The sequence below is a fragment of the Rhodococcus sp. WY5 genome, assembly GCF_018588185.1.
Lineage (GTDB): Bacteria > Actinomycetota > Actinomycetes > Mycobacteriales > Mycobacteriaceae > Rhodococcus_F > Rhodococcus_F qingshengii.
This window is the reverse complement of sequence record NZ_JAAMPR010000004.1, coordinates 68,014-83,816: the sequence shown is the minus strand read 5'-3', so window position 1 is coordinate 83,816 and position 15,803 is coordinate 68,014. Positions and strand designations below refer to the sequence as shown.

Annotated in this window: 16 protein-coding genes and 1 pseudogene; 7 read left to right on the top strand and 10 right to left on the bottom strand. The window is 61.5% G+C overall.

The genetic code is table 11. The features are described from left to right. Nucleotides 1-27: 27 nt before the first annotated feature. Genes lnt through G4D79_RS32135 form a run of 5 tightly spaced genes read right to left on the bottom strand, consistent with a single transcriptional unit; the run spans nucleotide 28 to nucleotide 5,342 of the window. Nucleotides 28-1,629, bottom strand: coding sequence for an apolipoprotein N-acyltransferase (lnt, locus tag G4D79_RS32155; RefSeq protein ID WP_054827437.1), 1,602 nt, complete (start codon nucleotides 1,627-1,629; stop codon nucleotides 28-30). Next, nucleotides 1,626-3,257, bottom strand: a complete 1,632-nt coding sequence (locus tag G4D79_RS32150) for a cytochrome c biogenesis protein ResB (protein ID WP_214514832.1) — start codon at nucleotides 3,255-3,257, stop codon at nucleotides 1,626-1,628. The genes lnt and G4D79_RS32150 overlap by 4 nt, the downstream gene beginning before the upstream one ends. Further along, nucleotides 3,254-4,063 carry a cytochrome c biogenesis CcdA family protein gene (locus tag G4D79_RS32145; RefSeq protein WP_058228108.1) on the bottom strand — a complete coding sequence of 270 codons (810 nt, stop codon included), beginning with the start codon at nucleotides 4,061-4,063 and terminating at the stop codon, nucleotides 3,254-3,256. Before G4D79_RS32145 ends, G4D79_RS32150 begins: the two co-directional genes overlap by 4 nt. After that, the gene (locus tag G4D79_RS32140; protein ID WP_214514831.1) at nucleotides 4,060-4,674 is read right to left on the bottom strand and encodes a TlpA disulfide reductase family protein; all 615 of its coding nucleotides are present in this window, start codon (nucleotides 4,672-4,674) and stop codon (nucleotides 4,060-4,062) included. The genes G4D79_RS32145 and G4D79_RS32140 overlap by 4 nt, the downstream gene beginning before the upstream one ends. Nucleotides 4,675-4,700: 26 nt before the next feature. Further along, a complete protein-coding gene (locus G4D79_RS32135) occupies nucleotides 4,701-5,342 on the bottom strand; it encodes a TlpA disulfide reductase family protein (RefSeq protein ID WP_047270605.1) in 642 nt (213 codons plus the stop codon). Nucleotides 5,343-5,572: 230 nt separating this feature from the next. On the opposite strand from G4D79_RS32135, the gene G4D79_RS32130 reads away from it, so the two are divergent. Next, on the top strand, nucleotides 5,573-5,836 hold the full coding sequence (locus G4D79_RS32130) for a DUF4229 domain-containing protein (protein WP_080961187.1): 264 nt from the start codon (nucleotides 5,573-5,575) through the stop codon (nucleotides 5,834-5,836). A 136-nt stretch (nucleotides 5,837-5,972) separates the two neighbouring features. On the opposite strand, the gene G4D79_RS32125 is transcribed toward G4D79_RS32130, so the two are convergent. From G4D79_RS32125 to G4D79_RS35355, 3 genes are all read right to left on the bottom strand, one after another. Then, nucleotides 5,973-6,281, bottom strand: coding sequence for a hypothetical protein (locus tag G4D79_RS32125; RefSeq protein WP_047270607.1), 309 nt, complete (start codon nucleotides 6,279-6,281; stop codon nucleotides 5,973-5,975). After that, on the bottom strand, nucleotides 6,278-6,496 hold the full coding sequence (locus G4D79_RS35360) for a MerR family DNA-binding protein (protein WP_256670292.1): 219 nt from the start codon (nucleotides 6,494-6,496) through the stop codon (nucleotides 6,278-6,280). Before G4D79_RS35360 ends, G4D79_RS32125 begins: the two co-directional genes overlap by 4 nt. 61 nt (nucleotides 6,497-6,557) lie before the next feature. Beyond that, a complete protein-coding gene (locus G4D79_RS35355) occupies nucleotides 6,558-6,689 on the bottom strand; it encodes a MerR family DNA-binding transcriptional regulator (protein ID WP_223304459.1) in 132 nt (43 codons plus the stop codon). A gap of 201 nt (nucleotides 6,690-6,890) precedes the next feature. Between G4D79_RS35355 and G4D79_RS32115 the strand changes: the two are divergent. Further along, nucleotides 6,891-7,154, top strand: a pseudogene (locus G4D79_RS32115) (cytochrome b); the annotation flags it as partial. A gap of 63 nt (nucleotides 7,155-7,217) precedes the next feature. On the opposite strand, the gene G4D79_RS32110 reads toward G4D79_RS32115, so the two are convergent. Both G4D79_RS32110 and G4D79_RS32105 read right to left on the bottom strand, forming a co-directional pair. Then, entirely contained in the window at nucleotides 7,218-8,840 is a 1,623-nt protein-coding gene (locus tag G4D79_RS32110; protein WP_047270656.1) for an Nramp family divalent metal transporter, read from the bottom strand. Nucleotides 8,841-8,883: 43 nt separating this feature from the next. Next, the gene (locus G4D79_RS32105) at nucleotides 8,884-10,227 is read right to left on the bottom strand and encodes a magnesium transporter MgtE N-terminal domain-containing protein (protein ID WP_047270613.1); all 1,344 of its coding nucleotides are present in this window, start codon (nucleotides 10,225-10,227) and stop codon (nucleotides 8,884-8,886) included. Between the two features lie 931 nt (nucleotides 10,228-11,158). On the opposite strand from G4D79_RS32105, the gene ccsB reads away from it, so the two are divergent. The 5 genes from ccsB (at nucleotide 11,159) to phoU (ending at nucleotide 15,593) form a co-directional block, all read left to right on the top strand. Further along, entirely contained in the window at nucleotides 11,159-12,145 is a 987-nt protein-coding gene (ccsB, locus tag G4D79_RS32100; protein ID WP_047270614.1) for a c-type cytochrome biogenesis protein CcsB, read from the top strand. Nucleotides 12,146-12,415: 270 nt separating this feature from the next. Next, the gene (locus G4D79_RS35495) at nucleotides 12,416-12,685 is read left to right on the top strand and encodes a WhiB family transcriptional regulator (protein ID WP_052959928.1); all 270 of its coding nucleotides are present in this window, start codon (nucleotides 12,416-12,418) and stop codon (nucleotides 12,683-12,685) included. Continuing rightward, nucleotides 12,682-13,011 carry a hypothetical protein gene (locus tag G4D79_RS32090; RefSeq protein ID WP_054827429.1) on the top strand — a complete coding sequence of 110 codons (330 nt, stop codon included), beginning with the start codon at nucleotides 12,682-12,684 and terminating at the stop codon, nucleotides 13,009-13,011. Before G4D79_RS35495 ends, G4D79_RS32090 begins: the two co-directional genes overlap by 4 nt. Before the next feature lie 1,506 nt (nucleotides 13,012-14,517). Then, on the top strand, nucleotides 14,518-14,694 hold the full coding sequence (locus G4D79_RS34855; RefSeq protein WP_232354283.1) for an ANTAR domain-containing protein: 177 nt from the start codon (nucleotides 14,518-14,520) through the stop codon (nucleotides 14,692-14,694). Nucleotides 14,695-14,927: 233 nt separating this feature from the next. Beyond that, nucleotides 14,928-15,593, top strand: coding sequence for a phosphate signaling complex protein PhoU (gene phoU / locus G4D79_RS32080; RefSeq protein WP_047270619.1), 666 nt, complete (start codon nucleotides 14,928-14,930; stop codon nucleotides 15,591-15,593). Nucleotides 15,594-15,803 lie beyond the last annotated feature (210 nt).

Here is a 15,803-nt window from a genome sequence, read left to right as displayed (position 1 = left end):
CACTGAATTACTATCAATCATAGTAATTCATGGTTTCGTTCTTCTGCCGAGACAGAAGCGGTACGCGCCCCCGAAGAGAGATGCGGCAGCGAGAGAAAGGACGATCACCGCCAGGGCGATCTCGGGAACCGCGCCCAGACGTGTTGCCGGTGTGAGATCGGAACGCAGGGCGATCTCGTCGGTCAATGCCTGTGCTGTGAAGATCTCGCTCTGTTGGCGTACCTCTCCCGTCGGCGTGATGATCGCACTGACACCGCTGGTCGCGGCGATCAACACAGTGCGACCGTGCTCGACTGCCCGCACCCGCGACATGGCCAATTGCTGAAAGGTCATCTCCGTCCGGCCGAAGGTCGCATTGTTGGTGGGAACCGCGATGACGGTGGCTCCCGCCTGGACCGACTCGGTCACCAGATCGTCGAAGGCCACCTCGTAACACGTGGCAACAGCTACCTGAACTCCGTTGAGGTCGACGACACCGTTCCCATTCCCGGCAACGAAATTGCCCGCAGAATCGGCGTACGACGACACTGCACGAATGATCGGTCGGAGCGGCAGGTACTCCCCGAACGGCACGAGTTGTCGTTTGATGTGTTGCTGGCCAGGGCCATCCGTGGGATCCCACACCATGACACTGTTGATCGATGTGCTCGCTTCACCTACGAGAACCGTACCGACCAGGATTGGTGCCCCGATCGAACGGGCTGCTCGGTCCAGTCGCTCTGCCGCATCCCGATTCACCAAAGGATCTATATCCGAAGCATTTTCGGGCCAGATGACAAGCCGTGGCCGGGCTGCGCGACCCGCCGCGACATCGGCAGCGAGCTGCTCGGTGCGGGCAACATGATTATCGAGCACCGCTCGGCGTTGGGCGTTGAAATCGAGGCCGAGTCGCGGCACGTTGCCCTGAACGACGGCAGCAGTGACGACCTCGTCAGGGGCGGCACCGGGAGAACTTGTCACCAATGCACTCACAAAGATGAGGACGACGGCAACGCCACCCTTCGCCAATGCTTGCCATCGAACACGGGAGGGTCCGGCCAGTGACCAGGCGATGAGAGTTCCGGTCAGTGCAGTCACGAAGGAAAGACCTGGCGCCCCTGCGATCGAAGCCAACGGCAGCAGCGGACTGTCCGCCTGCCCGAAGGCCAAACGCCCCCACGGGAAACCGCCGAACGGAATTCGGCTACGAAGTGCTTCGGCGGTGACCCATGCACCCGCAATCCACACCGGGGAAAGGGGAGCGCGACCGACGGCCACTGCCAGTACGCCGAACACGCCGAACGCGAGCGCTTCAATCGCCGCCAACGCCAACCAAGGCGTTGCACCGACATACGCTCCGACCCACGGCAGCAAGGGAACGAAGAATCCCAGTCCCGCGGCATAGCCGAATCCGAAACCCGCACGGAGACTGCGACCCTGGAGAACGGCGGTCAGCAGGGCGATGGCGACAGGGGCCAGAAACCACAGCGTGCGCGGCGGAAAACTGAGAAATAGCAGCCACCCAGCGCCCACCGAAAGCGCGAGACGCAAAGCGTTCCCACCGTAAAGCCGTTTGGGGCGACCACTCTTCAGGCATGCATCGAGTTCACCGTCGGCAGTGAGTGCACGTTCGGACGAAGGGACCCTCACAGGCCCGCTCCCGTAGAAGGAGAACTGTGCTGGTCCGTCCACAATTTCTCACAGAGATCGTCGAATTCGCCGCCCCACCCTGCATGATCGGTCCTCGCGAGGCCTCCGAGTTCGAGATCGACCTGCTCCGGTGCTGCCCCCGGGCGTAAACGGATCCACACGCGCCGCCTCCTGATCACGAGCGAGGTCAGAAGTCCGAGCATCATCGTGATCGCAAAGACGAGAACCCACTGTTGCGCAGGGTCGTACGACACCTGTAGATTGGCGAATTCCTTGGCCCCGTCGAACCGAACCTGTGTTCCGTCAGAGAGAGTCCGCGTCTCTCCCGGTCGAAGGTTCACACGATCTTGTTTGACCAGCCTTCCTTGGTTGATCATTTCCTTGTTCAACGAGAAGATCGATTGCGGAATGCCGGTATCCAGACCCGTATCGCCCTTGTAGATGTCGATCGCGACCGCAGGATCACGTGCGTCGGGAAACGACGAAGTCAGGAGCGTCCCACTGAAGGCCGCGGTCGGCGCGAAGAGTCCCTCGATGGCAATCTGATTCTTCCGGCGCTCGTTCGGATCGGGGAACGAACCGCCGGGTGGATCGAAACGCAACGCCCCACTGCTGAGAAACGTCACCGCGTCGTCCGGTTGAAACTGCATTGTCTCGGTACGGGACTGGCCATCGGGGAAAGTGACGGTGAACTGCGGCGCGTACCCGTGGCCGGTCAGATAGACGCGGGCGCCATCGGTACGCAACGGTTCGTTGACTCGAAGACGGTAGTCCTTCCACGTATTGGTCGCGATGTCCTGCCCGCTCTGGTATGAGATGTTGGAGGTGAACATTTCGGCCTGACCAGTATCGAGATAGTCCGCGGAAAAATCGTTGACCTTGATGCAGAACGGTGCGAGACCAGTTCCGTCAGTTGCACTTCCAGCGCGAAATGAGTCGTACACAGCGGGTGAGGTGTTGCAGAATCCAGGACCACCGTCGGCAATGACGATGACCGAACCCTCGTACCCCACCAGCTTGCCGATGGCGACGGTGACGAGCAACCCGATCAACGAGAAGTGGAAAACCAGATTCCCGGCCTCGCGCAGATATCCCTTCTCCGCCGAAACCGATACTCCGGAATCATTTTCGGGATTGACTGCGATGCGCCAACCCTTGAGAGACCGGCGCACTCTCGTCAAGGCCTCGTCGTGAGAGATATCTACCTCGCCGCGGAAATGGTGCGGCAACCGGGACAGATTCCGAGGTGCCCGCACAGGCTGGCTCCTGAGTGCGCCGAGATGCGCCCGCAAGCGTGGAAACAGGCAGCCGATGAGAGAGAGAAACAGGAGAACGTAGATTGCGGTGAACCAGAAACTGGAAAAGACGTCGAACAACTCCAGCTTGTCGAACAGTGGGCCAAGGGTTGGTTGGGCCGCAATGTACTGGGACACTTTCTGCACGTTGAGATTTCGCTGAGGCAGCATTGCTCCGGGGAGTGCTGCCAGCGCCAAGAGGAACAGGAGCACGAGCGCGGTACTCATCGACGTCAACCGGCGCCAGTACTGGCGCAGCATTCGAATGCTTTCTCGGATAATCAGTCTCGGGAGGCGACGGATGCGAGCTCCCGTGGGGACACTCTCTGTCATATCGGCAACACGACCGAACTGACAAACTCGTTGCGCAACCAGCCGATGAACACGCCCCACACACCGGTGACCAGTGCCAGACCGACAGCGACGAGCATTATTCCGCCGACGATCTGAATCGTTCGTGAATGGCGTTTGAGCCATCCGACGCCTCGGAGCGCTTTCACCGACCCGAACGCCAGCACGATAAACGGTAATCCAAGTCCTAGACAGTAGGCGACGATCAGCAGCACCCCGCGCGCTGCCGTCGTGCCTTGAGTTCCGGCCGCCACCGAAAGAACCCCTGCGAGAGTGGGGCCGAGACATGGTGTCCAGCCCAACGCGAACACGCCCCCCAACAAAGGTGCGCCGGCAAGGGAGGAGATTCGTCGCGGCGCGAATCGTGCGTCTTTCTGCAGGGCAGGAATAAGGCCGATGAAGGTCAACCCCATCACGATGGTGATCACCCCGCCCACCCGTTGGAGCAGGTCTTCGTTGATGCGCAGGGTGCTGATCACGCCGAATACCGATGCGGTGGCGAAAACGAACACCACCGTGAATCCCGCGACGAACATCGTTGCCGCGCCTGTCACCCGCCATCTGCCTGCTGCGGGTCTCGTGGTCGCGTCTTCAGGGGTCACCGCCGGAGAATCAGCTCCGGAAATGCCGGCTAGATACGACAGGTATCCGGGAACCAGTGGCACCACGCACGGTGAGGCGAAAGAGACCAGACCGGCCAAAACGCACGCCGCTACGGCGAGCAGCAACGGACCGCTCGAGGCGGCGGTCTGGAAGCTGGACCCGATGCCTTGGGCAAAGTCGTTCACCGTTCGGCCGCCACACGCTCGATGACAGGCTGTAGATCCTCAGTGAGAAGTGCACGAAGGAACACTGCGGCGACGCGATGCTGACGATCCAACACCAACGTGGAGGGAATCACGCTCGTCGGATAGTTTCCGCCGAGCGCTATCAAGGTCCTCATCGACGGGTCGTAGATCGAGGGGTAGCTCACGTTGTTGTCGACGACGAAGTCCTGAGCTTTGTCACGTTGAGGATCTCGAACATTGATCCCGAGAAACTGAACGCCGAGGTCTTTGGTTGCTTCGTAGGCGCGTTCGAGATCGTCGGCCTCGGAGCGGCATGGGGCGCACCATTGTCCCCACAGATTGATCACGACGATCTGATCTGCGTAGTCAGTCAGTGAGATATCGTTACCGTCGGCCATGAGGTCAGGCCCGGCCAATGCGCCGATTCTATTTCGCGACTCGGGTGGGTCGTACAAGATATCGGTTTGCCCCCCAGGCGAGACGAAATCGAAGTTCGCACCCGAAGCGACCGCGTCGGTACCGCTCGCGCACCCACTTGCGGCGACGACCACCGCGGTGAGGATAGCAATGAGTGAGAGGGGATGGGCATGCGCTCGGGGGGTGCGGTGCATCCGTTGTCGCGTGGGTGTGGGGACTGTCATTTCATCAACTCACTTACGGCGGAGCGTATTTGGTCCGTGTTTTCGAAAACCATGGGGGCTGTGACCTGGTCGACGGACCCGTCACGTTGGACGAGGAAGCTCAGCGGCAGAACTGGCGGCGCCGACAGTGCAATTCCGACGTCGTCGATGGCGGCGAACGAGGGATAGCGCACGCCGGCGTCCGTGAGAAGTGCTAGTGCTGCTGACATGTCGTCCTGGACATTGACGCCGACCACACGGATGGCGCCGGGGCTGCCTGCGTAATCGTTCAGAACCGGGATCTCCGATCGACACGGCCCACACCACGAAGCCCAGAGATTGATCAAGGTGGGTTCCCCGGACAGCGCTGCGCCGAGGTCGACTTCAGTGCTCTCGCCAAGACACGTCGCTTTGATTCCCCGGAGTTTTCCGTTCACGGGCGGTGCCGCCGGGGCCGCAGGGCAGGAAACCTTCGCTGCTGCGGTCGCAGATGTGAAGCTCGGGTCGAGAGCTTCGCCGTCGTCTTGGGATGCGGCCGGGGGCATTTGCGGTCGGGTTGGGGAGTGGGATTCGGTTGGTTCGGATCGAGGCCAGATTGCCACGACAAGGAGGGCGATCACGGCCAAGAAGAACATGAGCCATCGCGACCGTGCCTGCATACACTTCCTCCAAGTATGGTGCGGCGAATCGGGGAACAACACTGAACTACTATTGTGCATAGTAGCTATATTGGTTCTTCCACCGGCCCTCGCTCAGCAGCGGCAGGGGCCCGAGTCCAACTATTGAATCGAGCACTGTGAAACGTCAATCCGCCCCGGAGGGTCGTCCCAGCTCGTCGGCCCGCCCCGAAATTCCAGCACTGGATTCACATCAAGGGCCGCCGACGCGAATGACACGAATCGCACGGTCGAAGCTTGTGCGATTGATGGTGTACTACACCGCAGCTCGACTCGCCCTGATCGCTGGGCTCGCAGTGATCGTCATGGGAATCAACGCCGTATTCGACCTCGAAATCCCCGGCGCTTTGTCACTGTTCGGGGCCTTGCTGCTCGGATTCGCCATCTCTGCGATCGCATTCCGATCGTTGCGACGCCGGATCAACGACGAGGTGATGGTCGTAGATGAGAGGCGTCGCGCGTCGCGCACCGCGTGAAGAAGTTTCCCGCGGCCACGCCGGCATAGATGAAGCCTCCTTCATCCCCCGGTGTCACCCGGGAAGGGGCTAGGTCGCGGCGATCGCTGCTGCCGAAGCCGAATTCGGAGCAGCAGTCAACGACTGTCCACGTTGGTCAATCCATTCCGAATGCTCTCCTCAGCGCCGACACAGTAGGAGCGCCGTCGACAGCGCCCGCGGCATCGCGATAGAGCCTGCAGGACACGCTCGGGATCTGATTTGACTCGGCTAAGGGATCGTGGCCGTCGACGAGCAACGTCGGAGACCCGGCCATACCCGCGAGTGCTGCTGATTGGGAATCCTCGATGACCAGGTGGCGCAGTTCCCATTCGATCGATACACCCGCGAGAGCTTGCTCGATTCGTTGTTCGAGGAGCGGCACGTTGGGGCAGTCCAGGACTTGCAAAATTTCGAGTTGAATCATGGTGTTCCTTCGTCGGTGTGCAATGTCTGGAGCATGGGGCAGTGCCGGTCAGCTCGCGGTAGTGCACAGGTGGAAGCGAATTCGGTCAATGAGGCCCGCATGCATTGCAGATCTCGGATCTTTTCGTCGAGCTCGGCGATCTTCTTCTGGGCGAGTCTCCGCGCTGCGTCGCAATCGTCCGGTCCGCCACCGTAGAGGTGGAGAAGTTCGTTGATCTCCTCGAGGCTGAAGCCGTGTTCCTGGGTGCGTTTGACGAACCGGATAATCTCGACCGCCTCATCCCGGATATGAGCGGTATCCCGAGGCGGATCGTGGAGGCTGCTGCAGGAGTCCGCGCCGTTCGTAGTACCGCAACGTCTGCACATTCACCCGTGAGGGTGGCCAGTTCACTGCTACGCATGTTGCCATTGTGAACCCTGTACCCGGCTACGGAGTCAAGTTGTTCTGCCCGGCGGCAGGACATCGTCGACGGTGACCACGCCGACGACTGGGATTGTCGCGAGTTTATAGTCGGCCATCAGTACCACGACCACGACGAGGAAGCGCAGCATCCGAACCCGCGAGCCCTGCGATCGGTGCTGAATCTCCGACTACCACCGCACGCAGGCAAACCTGCTGCAGCGTCCGCGGGACGTTCCGGTCCGCACCGCGATCGGCGCGATGGTCATCGCGTTCTACCTGGTCTGACGATCCCCTGCGTCAACGACATCATTGCGTACAAGTTCAACATCTCGCTGAACGCGATGATGTGGATCGGCCGAATCGGCATGGTGCTGCTGCCCCCCGATCGCGTTCTTCGTCACCTACCGGTTCTGCCTGGGTCTGCGGCGCAGCGACCGTGAGGTTCTCGAGCACGGCATCGAGACCGGCATCCCGCGTGGTGGTGACTCCCGAGCTGCTGGTACTCGCACTCTCATTTGGCTGCGGCTCGGCATCCTATCGGCTGCCGAGTTGAATAGCCTTGACCACGAGAAGTATCGCGCCGATGACGAGGTAGCCCCGCAAGGCCAGCATGCCCAGTTTCGTTCCGGAGGACCACACGACCGGTTCGAGCAGCGTCAGCGGCGGCATCCGCCACTGCATCTTTGCCTCTCGCCCGACGTCAGGGGGCAGAGCGGTGACTACGCCGCGGCGCCGGTCGAGCCACCGCACGCCAACTGTTGCGACGATGCCAGCGACGACCAACGCTATCCCTAGGTATATTGAGGCGGTCACCACGTTGAGGTCGGGAAAAACGGTGGTGGCCATGAGGATTCCCGAGAGCATCAGCAGGACCGCGACGATCAGCCCGGCGACGAGGTTGAGCCAGCGCGGATTAATCCAGGGTCCGAGTACTTGCCGGTCGTTGCACAGCAGCAACAGGAACACGCTCGCGCTGGGCAGGAGCAGTCCGGCAAGAGCCTGCACGGCGGTAGTGATCAGTCCAAGCGGTGCGCCGGGGATCAGCACGATCCCCGCGGCAAGGAGGACCATGGCACCGTATGAGAGGTAGAAGGGTTTGGCCTCCTTGAACCCTCGGTGTAGCGAGTGGCTGATCCCGAACACGTCACCGAAGGCGTAGCTGGTCGACAGAGTGACCGCAGCGGCACCGATGATCGAGGCGTCGAGAAGCACGATCGCGAAGATCGGGCCGAGGACGGAACCATTCGCGCTGAGTAGGCGCGCGATGTCGCCGGCGTCCACGAATTCTCCGACACTGCCAGTTGAGCGGGCGGCGTAGTCGGCGGTCATCATCAATGCCGCTGCGCCGGCGACGACGACCAGCGCCCCGAGGACGGTGTCGGCTCGTTCGTAGCTGATGAACCGCGGGGTGATCCGTTTGTCGATGATGTTGGACTGTTGGAAGAACAGTTGCCACGGCGCGACAGTGGTGCCGACGATTGCGATAATCAACAACACCGCGTCCGAGGTGATCCCGCCTCGGACGCCCGGAATCGCGAAGTCTCGGGCAGCGCGACCCCAGTCTGGGTGTGAGAGCAGCAGCATCGGGATCTGTACCGCCGTGACGGCGATGAAGACGAACATCGCACGTTCCCAGCGGCGGAAGCTGCCGGTGGCCATGATCGCGATCAACGCGACCGCAGCGGTCGGCACGACGATGTACCGTGAGACGCCGAAGTAGCTGGCGGCCAGTGAAACTCCGATGAACTCGGCGACGATGGTCAGGAAGTTCAATACGAACAGATCGCCGACCGAGAACCAGCCCCACCCGCGGCCGAAGCGCTCGTTTATCAGCCGGGCATGCCCCACCCCGGTCACCGCCCCGAGTCGGACAACCATCTCCTGGTTGACGATCAGCACTGGAATCAACAATAGCAACACCCAAAGCAGCGAGTACCCGTAGTTCTGGCCGGCCTGCGCGTAGGTGGCAACACCGCCGGCGTCGTTGTCACCGACCATGACGATGAGGCCAGGCCCGACGATCGCCAACATGGTCAGCATCCGAGCCTTGAAAGTGCGGCGAGATTCCTTGTCGGACAAACTGATTCTTCCGAGCGCCCCCTCGATGTCGCCGAGGTGCGCGGAATCGAGGACTGCGGACGGTCGCGGTTCAGGCATACCGACAGGCGTATGTGCCGGGGTGGCGTCGGTGATCTCGGGTTCAGCCACGGTCATCACCGCCTGGATCTGTGGAGGTGGTGTTGGTCGTAGGGTGGTCGGTGGCGCGCTCGACGATGGGCCTCGGTGCAGGTTCTCGCCGTCGCCAGTCGTCGGGGATGGAGGCCTCGAGGACATCGTCGACGGTGACCACGCCGACGACGTGGTCGGCATCGTCGACGACTGGGATCGTCGCGAGGTTATAGTCGGCCATCAGCACCGCCACCTCGGTTAGGTCCGCCACGGGGGTCACGCGCACAGGGTCGGTGTCCATGATGTCGACGATCGGGGTCACCGACTCCGATTGCAGCAGCCGGATGACCGACGCCACCCCGATCAGCCGGCCGGCGTCGGTGAGCACGTGCACCTTCAGCAGAGCCTCGGGCTGCATGGACCGTGCTGCTGAGATTGCCGACAGGGCCTGCGCCGCAGTGGCGGTGGCGGCGCAGGAGATGACGTCGACGCTCATCAGGCCGCCGGCGCTGGACGAATTGAACCCCATTAGTGTGATCACCTTCGTGCGTTGGCCGGCCGGCATCAGATCGAGCACTCGTCGACGGCGGGACTGTCGTAACTCTGCGACTGCGTCGGCGGCGTCGTCTGCGCGCATGAGACCAAGCACACCGGCCACCTCGACGTCGCTCATGTCGGCGAGCAGCTTGTTGGCCTTGCCCGGGTCGAGCTCTTCGAAAACGTCCGCCTCAAGCTCGGGGTCGGTGTGGACGCGGTCAAGGATTTCCCCACCCTCGCGCTTGTCTGCGCCCTCGAGCAGATCTGCAATCTGCGCCGGTTTAAGGGTGCCGACTCGCCCGCCGACCCGCCGCACTACCATGCTGTGTTTGTGGCCGATCAAGGGTTCGAACGCTTTCCAATCCCGACTGGCGTGTCCTCCATGGGATTTGATTAAGCCGAAGAACCGGGCCGGGCGGCGAGTGTCGAGCCGTGCGAGTACCCACCCGTGACCGGGGTTCTCGAGTTCGATGTCGTAGGCGTGCACCAGCTCCGCGGCCGGGACGTCGATCAGCCGATGGCCAAGGACGTCGGAACGCAGCAGTACCTCGCCCTCGCGGCGCTCGAACCCGCGCAGGTCCACCTTGTTCTGCGCCAGCATCACCCGGTCCCCGTCGAGGTGCTCGATCCGTTCGACAGAAACGTACACTCGCCGACCACCGACATTGACTACCAGCCCGGATACCGTCGGGTAGGTGTCCACGCCGAGCAATCGCACGATCAGATCGTCTAGGGCGCCGACGATGTCCCCATTCCGTGCGATCACTGGTCGCTTCAGTAGCTGTGAGAGATGGATCACCGGATGCGTGGGGGCTCCGTCGGTCGCTGACTCGGTCATCGGCACTCCTCGCGTCGGTGGGTGGTGGGACGAGCCACGCAGGATGCGCACACTCGCGCGACGGCTATTGATGTCCGATTGAAAGGTCGGTGGACGGACAAGCGTGGCCTAAGTTCGGCGCGGCTCGGTCAGTTGCGACTCAGTTCGCCGGTGACGACGCATCTGCATGGTTGAAACTCGCGACCAAAACTTCAAGCACGCCACCTTCTCGCTTCGCGGACAAGCCTTCCCGCTCCGGTATTGTTACATGCGCACCTATGCATGTAAAGTCCGGTTTGGGAGCCGTTTGGGGCGACTCTCAAGCTCGGCGACTTCTGGCGTAGCGGTTCGGGTTGTGAGGTTGTCGGAGCAGAGGCTCAATGCGGATGCACGGTCGACCCCGCCTTTGGTGAGCGTATTCATACATCCGCCCATCTATCGCGCACGTGGTCCAGTGCACCTAGAAGCGTTGCCGTGAGCGCGAAGTCGCGTCCCCGGAGGGTCGGTCAGCAGATCAATGCGTCAACGTGTTCGCTCGGTGACATGGCAATGTTCGTTGCGTCAGCGAGCCCTTGCGCCCTGAGGGGTTTGGCATATCACTCAGCGCCGCGGAACGCGGTATCCGACGGCAGCCTCATTTTCCGGGTGACTCCCCGTTGAGCCACACAACATTGACTACTATCGGGCATAGTAGTCAATATGTGCCCTCGCCGACCTCTACGGGCATGCTGATCTGAACGGACGACTGATCGAAACCGCAGTGCGCCGAGGTCGGGCAATGACGCGTACGGCGGGTCCGGCGCATCCCAGACGGAATTGTAGGTTGTGCGATTCTGCCAAGTCTGCGGCACGGATTAATGGACCACGAATGACGTACGAGTAGTAGAAACTCGCTGGACGGGTGCGGCCGCATCTGATCTGAGAACCCGGATGGCTCAGGAGAGGACCCACCGTGCCCATCAACCAAACCATTGCCAGGCTGAGTGACCTGTCGTTCCAGTCGGCCTTCGCCGTGTATCTGTTAGCCCTCGTGTTGCTGATCTGGCACTACGCCGCGACACGCACCGACCACGTCCACCGGTTCGAGTTGGGGAGCAGGAAGCTTGTGGCGGCAGGGGGAGTCTCGGCGCCGTCGCCGGAAGTGCCCGGACGGATCGTTTCGGCTCCGCCGAAGCCAGTGCCCGAGCGTCTCGGCAACATGGGTGCCGCGGTTCTCGTCGTGGGCTTGGGACTGCACCTTGTGTCGATCGTGTTGCGTGGCTTCGCAACCGGACGTTTCCCGTTGGGCAACATGTACGAGTTCGTCACCATGGCCACCGCGGCCGCAACGGCGACTGGCATCGTGTTTCTGCGTGGGCAGACATACCGCGCGATGTGGGTTTTTCTTCTGGCGCCGGTCCTAATCCTGATGTTCGTTGCGGCAACCCTGCTCTACGCCGACGCAGCGCCTGTCGTTCCGGCTCTGCAGTCCTACTGGCTTCCGATCCATGTCACAATCGTCAGCATCGGCAGCGGCGTCTTCCTGGTTTCCGGCGTGGCCAGCCTCGCGTTCCTACTACGGATCCGACAGCCCGCCGGCGCGGAGCGCCGCGGGCCTGTAGGTTCGATGGCTCGTCGTTTGCCCGACGCCCAGACACTCGACCGGTTGGCCTACAGAACCGTCATCGTCGGCTTCCCTCTCTTTGGTATCGGAGTCATCCTCGGCGCGATCTGGGCGGAGGCAGCCTGGGGTCGGTTCTGGGGGTGGGATCCCAAAGAGACGATGTCGTTTATCGCCTGGGTGATTTACGCCGCCTACCTCCACGCCCGAGCGACCGCAGGTTGGCGCGAGACCAAAGCCGCTTGGATAAACATCGCAGGATTCGTCTCGATGCTGTTCAATCTGTTCATCATCAACATGGTCGTGTCCGGATTGCACTCCTACGCCGGTCTGAGCTGAGCGATTCGTGATCGAATTGAAGCTCGACGGGCACGTCCACGGTGGCGTTCGAAGCGAAGACAACGTATGAGTGCCCAAAGAATGATCTTCGTAGGCTACGTCGCGGGGCGCGACTGGTGCGTTCGAGGCGGCGGGGGGTTCCTTCGTGTCTTGCCTTCCTGCTGCTTGTTTGAATGCAGTCACGGGTTTGGTTATAGGTTATTCGAGTGAGGGCGTGACGGAAGGCGAGGTTCGAGTGCCGGTGGAGGGTGGTCTTACTGCTGGAAGCCGGTGGGATTCGCCGACTCGGCGGATTTGTCAGAACTGCCCCTGCTCGGTAGTTGTCGCGAGTATGCCCTGGGTGCTGGTGAGCCGTACGGAACCTGGGGTGGCATGACCGAAGCCGATCGAAAGCTGGGATCATCCTTTGACCCCGTCGGAGACAGGTGTGTAATTGTCCCGTGGGTCAACCGCAAATCCACGTTGCGAAGTCCGCTCGGCCGGGGAATGGTCTTCGAGATTCTCTTGCGGCGCCGCTGTATCAAGGAGGCGATTCGATGACGAATGACGAGGCGCCTCTGTCGGTTTACCGAATGACGGGCGATGACCTGGTCGCGGAGTACCAATACTTGTACGACAGGTTTGATCGCCACACCCCGAATCAAAAGGCGCGGTTCTACTATGTGAACGGGGAAATGAAAGCTCGTGGGCTCGAACATGGCATGCCAACTCCCGCTGCGCGCGATCACGACGATGCCTGGGATGGAGAGATCCGAGATTCGCGTGTTACGCGAATAACTGCACTGCATGGCTTCCCGGTCGATTTTACGGTGTCGAATCGGTGCGCAATACACACTCATCAAGGGCCTGGGATCAACGAGCACTGAGGCGGTCGCTGAAACCACTCACGCCCGCGGACTCAGGCGTTTGACGGATCACGGTGATGCTCCCTCTTCGGGTGTGGTGTCATCAGGTTCTCCTGACTGTATTGCGTAGAGGTTCGGCTTGCACTGGACTGCTTTTCGGCGGCTAGCGCACAGATAATCGAAGTTACAGATTGGAAAACTTGCGCTGCAGGCGTAGCACCGACCGTCTTGACTTTGCGACACGGCGAAAAATGCTGTGGTGGCATGGAGTTCGCTTTCGGACTGATCTCGTGAGGTCCTCCGTGCCGTTCGTGGTTCTCTGGCCGAGATCGACGAGTGAGAGCGAGCTTTCGGTGCAACTGCGAGATTGGGCCGTGCATCATTGCAGGACCATATGTGCTCTACCCAACCGATGGGGCGCTGACGCCGGGAGGGCAGTCTCGACGACCATACAAGGCAGAGGACCGATGAGACCGGTAGATGCCGGCGCCCGCTCCCGGACGTGTACGACTAGGCCGTACGCTTCGCGGGCGGTCGAGGTGAGGTTTGTCCTGTTTGCCGTGGTGCTTTGCCCCACTCTCCTCATTTCGGAAAATGCTGCCATGCACTCGCGAGTGAAACGCGACGCGATCGCACGGGTACGTGCTGAGCACACGTCGACACCATCAATCCATGTCTGCCACCATGGGGGTCGCGTAGACGAGTGTGTGTTCTAGGCGTTGCCCCCGGCCAGGCGTTGCGGCAAGATCGAAGGTTCCTAGGCGCTGTCCGGGGTGAAATTCTTCTGTACCCATGTTTTCGGCGGCCGAGCGAGGGTATGTGTTTTCGCCAGTTGGGGGGACACAGTTCCACCGTGGTTCACCAGGTCAGGGTGAGACGTCCGACCTGATGGGCCGTGCGGCCCGGTGTCAGGGTCGACGGGCGCGCAGTCAGAGGCGGCCCACCGAATTTTCGGCCTGCGCGACATCGCGTTCGGTGGGCCGAGTGCAACGCCACGTCGGGATGGTGCTGCATTGATCGACTGTAGCGAAAGCATTGTCTGCGTTCGACTCCTGACGTTTCCGCTCGGACAGATCCGCCCTGTGAAGATGCAGTCCGCGAAGGTGGGTGTGGTGGCGTAGCGGAGAGTATTGGGGGAGGGGTGATGTCGGAGGTGCTGGGCGTATTCGGGTGATGCGCCGGGTCCGCTTTCTTGCTGTTGAAGTTCGGTGTTGATGCGGCGGGCTTCCGCGAGTTGGTCTTCGAGGAAGATAATGCCTCACGCCTCGTAGAGGGCGGTGCCGGCGGCGACCAGTTTGGGCCGTTCAGTAGTAGACATCGCATCGTCGACACAAATGGTGTGACGAGATCGGTGAATCGTGGTGGGCGACAGCATCCTCGGCGGCAACGACGAAGTAATCGGTAGTGCCGGTCTTTACATAGACGTCACCGAAACGCTCGACCGCATGGGTCAGGGAGTCGGTCGACGAGTTGGTCGATGAGATCAGTAGCTCCCGTGGAGCGATCGAGCAGGCCAAAGTGATGCTGATGATCGTGTACGGAATTTCCGCGGAGCGGGCCTTCGACATTCTCATCTGGCGCTTGGAGCAGAAGAACGTCAAACTCCGCCAGGTGTCCGAGCAGTTGAGCGCCCGTGTTCGCGCAGACTTCGCTCTACTCGGTGGGTTGCGTTCGCAATTCGATCAGCTGCTGCTCGGTTTGTGACCGATGACAGACTGAATCGCGTTGTGGTCGGCACCTGCGGCTGACTGCTTAACCACAGGCACCTCGCCGACAGCACCCATTACGGCTGTCGGCTTCAATCCATTTCTACCCGTCACCGGCGGGCACAGAAACGGTATTGCCCGGACGGAGGCCGAGAAGAGGCGCAATGGACCCGATGCCCCGGATCGAACTGAAGACGAAACAACCGCTGGGTACACATCTAGGGTGATGAGATGCGCACACATTTCGCCGACAGCCTCGACGACCTCTCGTGTGGCCTGGCGTCGATGTGCGGGCTCACCGTGACAGCGATGTCGGAGGCAACGGCAGCCCTCCTCGATGCCGACCTTCGCACCGCCGAGCGAGTACTCGACGCGAACACCGACCTCGAGCGGGCCGCCTCCGACTGGGAACACAAGTCATTCTCACTTCTCGCCTTACAAGCCCCTGTGGCACATGACCTCCGATTTACCGTTGGCGGTTTGCACATCGCCGCAAGTCTGCAACGTATGGGCGCACTGGCCGTCCACATCGCCAAGATCGCGCGCCTGCGCCACCCGACGTCGGCCGTACCGCCCGAAGCGCGGGCAGTCGTAGCGGACATGGGAAGGACAGCAGTGGCTCGGGCGACCGAAACCCAGGTAATACTGCGGCACGTCGATTCTGCTCACGCGCAAGAGCTTGTGGCCGCCGACACGGTCATGGACGAACTGCACCGGCGCCTGTTCACCGTCACCCAAGCCCAACAATGGCCGCACGGAGTGCAAGCTGCTGTCGACATCACCCTGCTCGGACGGTTCTACGAACGATTCTGCGACCACACTGTGGAAATCGGACGACGCATCATCTTCCTCGAAACCGGTCGACTCCCCGCCCGACCCGACGCGCTCCTTCCGTAGGTTGAAGCTTGCCGGGATGTCAGGAGGGGAGATGACGCATTCCGGCCCCGATGTGGAAGCCGGCTGTCTGGTCAGTCGGAAGACGTGGACAGTGTGATGAGATCCGATTTGGTGTTGCGTTGGGAGTTCGATTCTCGCGCCCGACCTTGGCTGCACGACGTCGCCTCTCCCGAGGAAGGATCTTGACCCCACGTCCGTGGTCCCGCTCGT

Excerpts from the sequence above, each read along its gene's own strand:
- G4D79_RS32150 (WP_214514832.1), bottom strand. The coding sequence starts at position 3,257 with ATGACAGAGAGTGTCCCCACGGGAGCTCGCATCCGTCGCCTCCCGAGA.
- G4D79_RS32140 (WP_214514831.1), bottom strand. The coding sequence starts at position 4,674 with ATGCACCGCACCCCCCGAGCGCATGCCCATCCCCTCTCACTCATTGCT.
- G4D79_RS32135 (WP_047270605.1), bottom strand. The coding sequence starts at position 5,342 with ATGCAGGCACGGTCGCGATGGCTCATGTTCTTCTTGGCCGTGATCGCC.
- G4D79_RS32130 (WP_080961187.1), top strand. The coding sequence starts at position 5,573 with ATGACACGAATCGCACGGTCGAAGCTTGTGCGATTGATGGTGTACTAC.
- G4D79_RS32125 (WP_047270607.1), bottom strand. The coding sequence starts at position 6,281 with ATGATTCAACTCGAAATTTTGCAAGTCCTGGACTGCCCCAACGTGCCG.
- G4D79_RS35355 (WP_223304459.1), bottom strand. The coding sequence starts at position 6,689 with ATGGCAACATGCGTAGCAGTGAACTGGCCACCCTCACGGGTGAATGTG.
- G4D79_RS32110 (WP_047270656.1), bottom strand. The coding sequence starts at position 8,840 with ATGCCTGAACCGCGACCGTCCGCAGTCCTCGATTCCGCGCACCTCGGC.
- G4D79_RS32105 (WP_047270613.1), bottom strand. The coding sequence starts at position 10,227 with ATGACCGAGTCAGCGACCGACGGAGCCCCCACGCATCCGGTGATCCAT.
- G4D79_RS32090 (WP_054827429.1), top strand. The coding sequence starts at position 12,682 with ATGACGAATGACGAGGCGCCTCTGTCGGTTTACCGAATGACGGGCGAT.
- G4D79_RS34855 (WP_232354283.1), top strand. The coding sequence starts at position 14,518 with ATGATCGTGTACGGAATTTCCGCGGAGCGGGCCTTCGACATTCTCATC.
- phoU (WP_047270619.1), top strand. The coding sequence starts at position 14,928 with ATGCGCACACATTTCGCCGACAGCCTCGACGACCTCTCGTGTGGCCTG.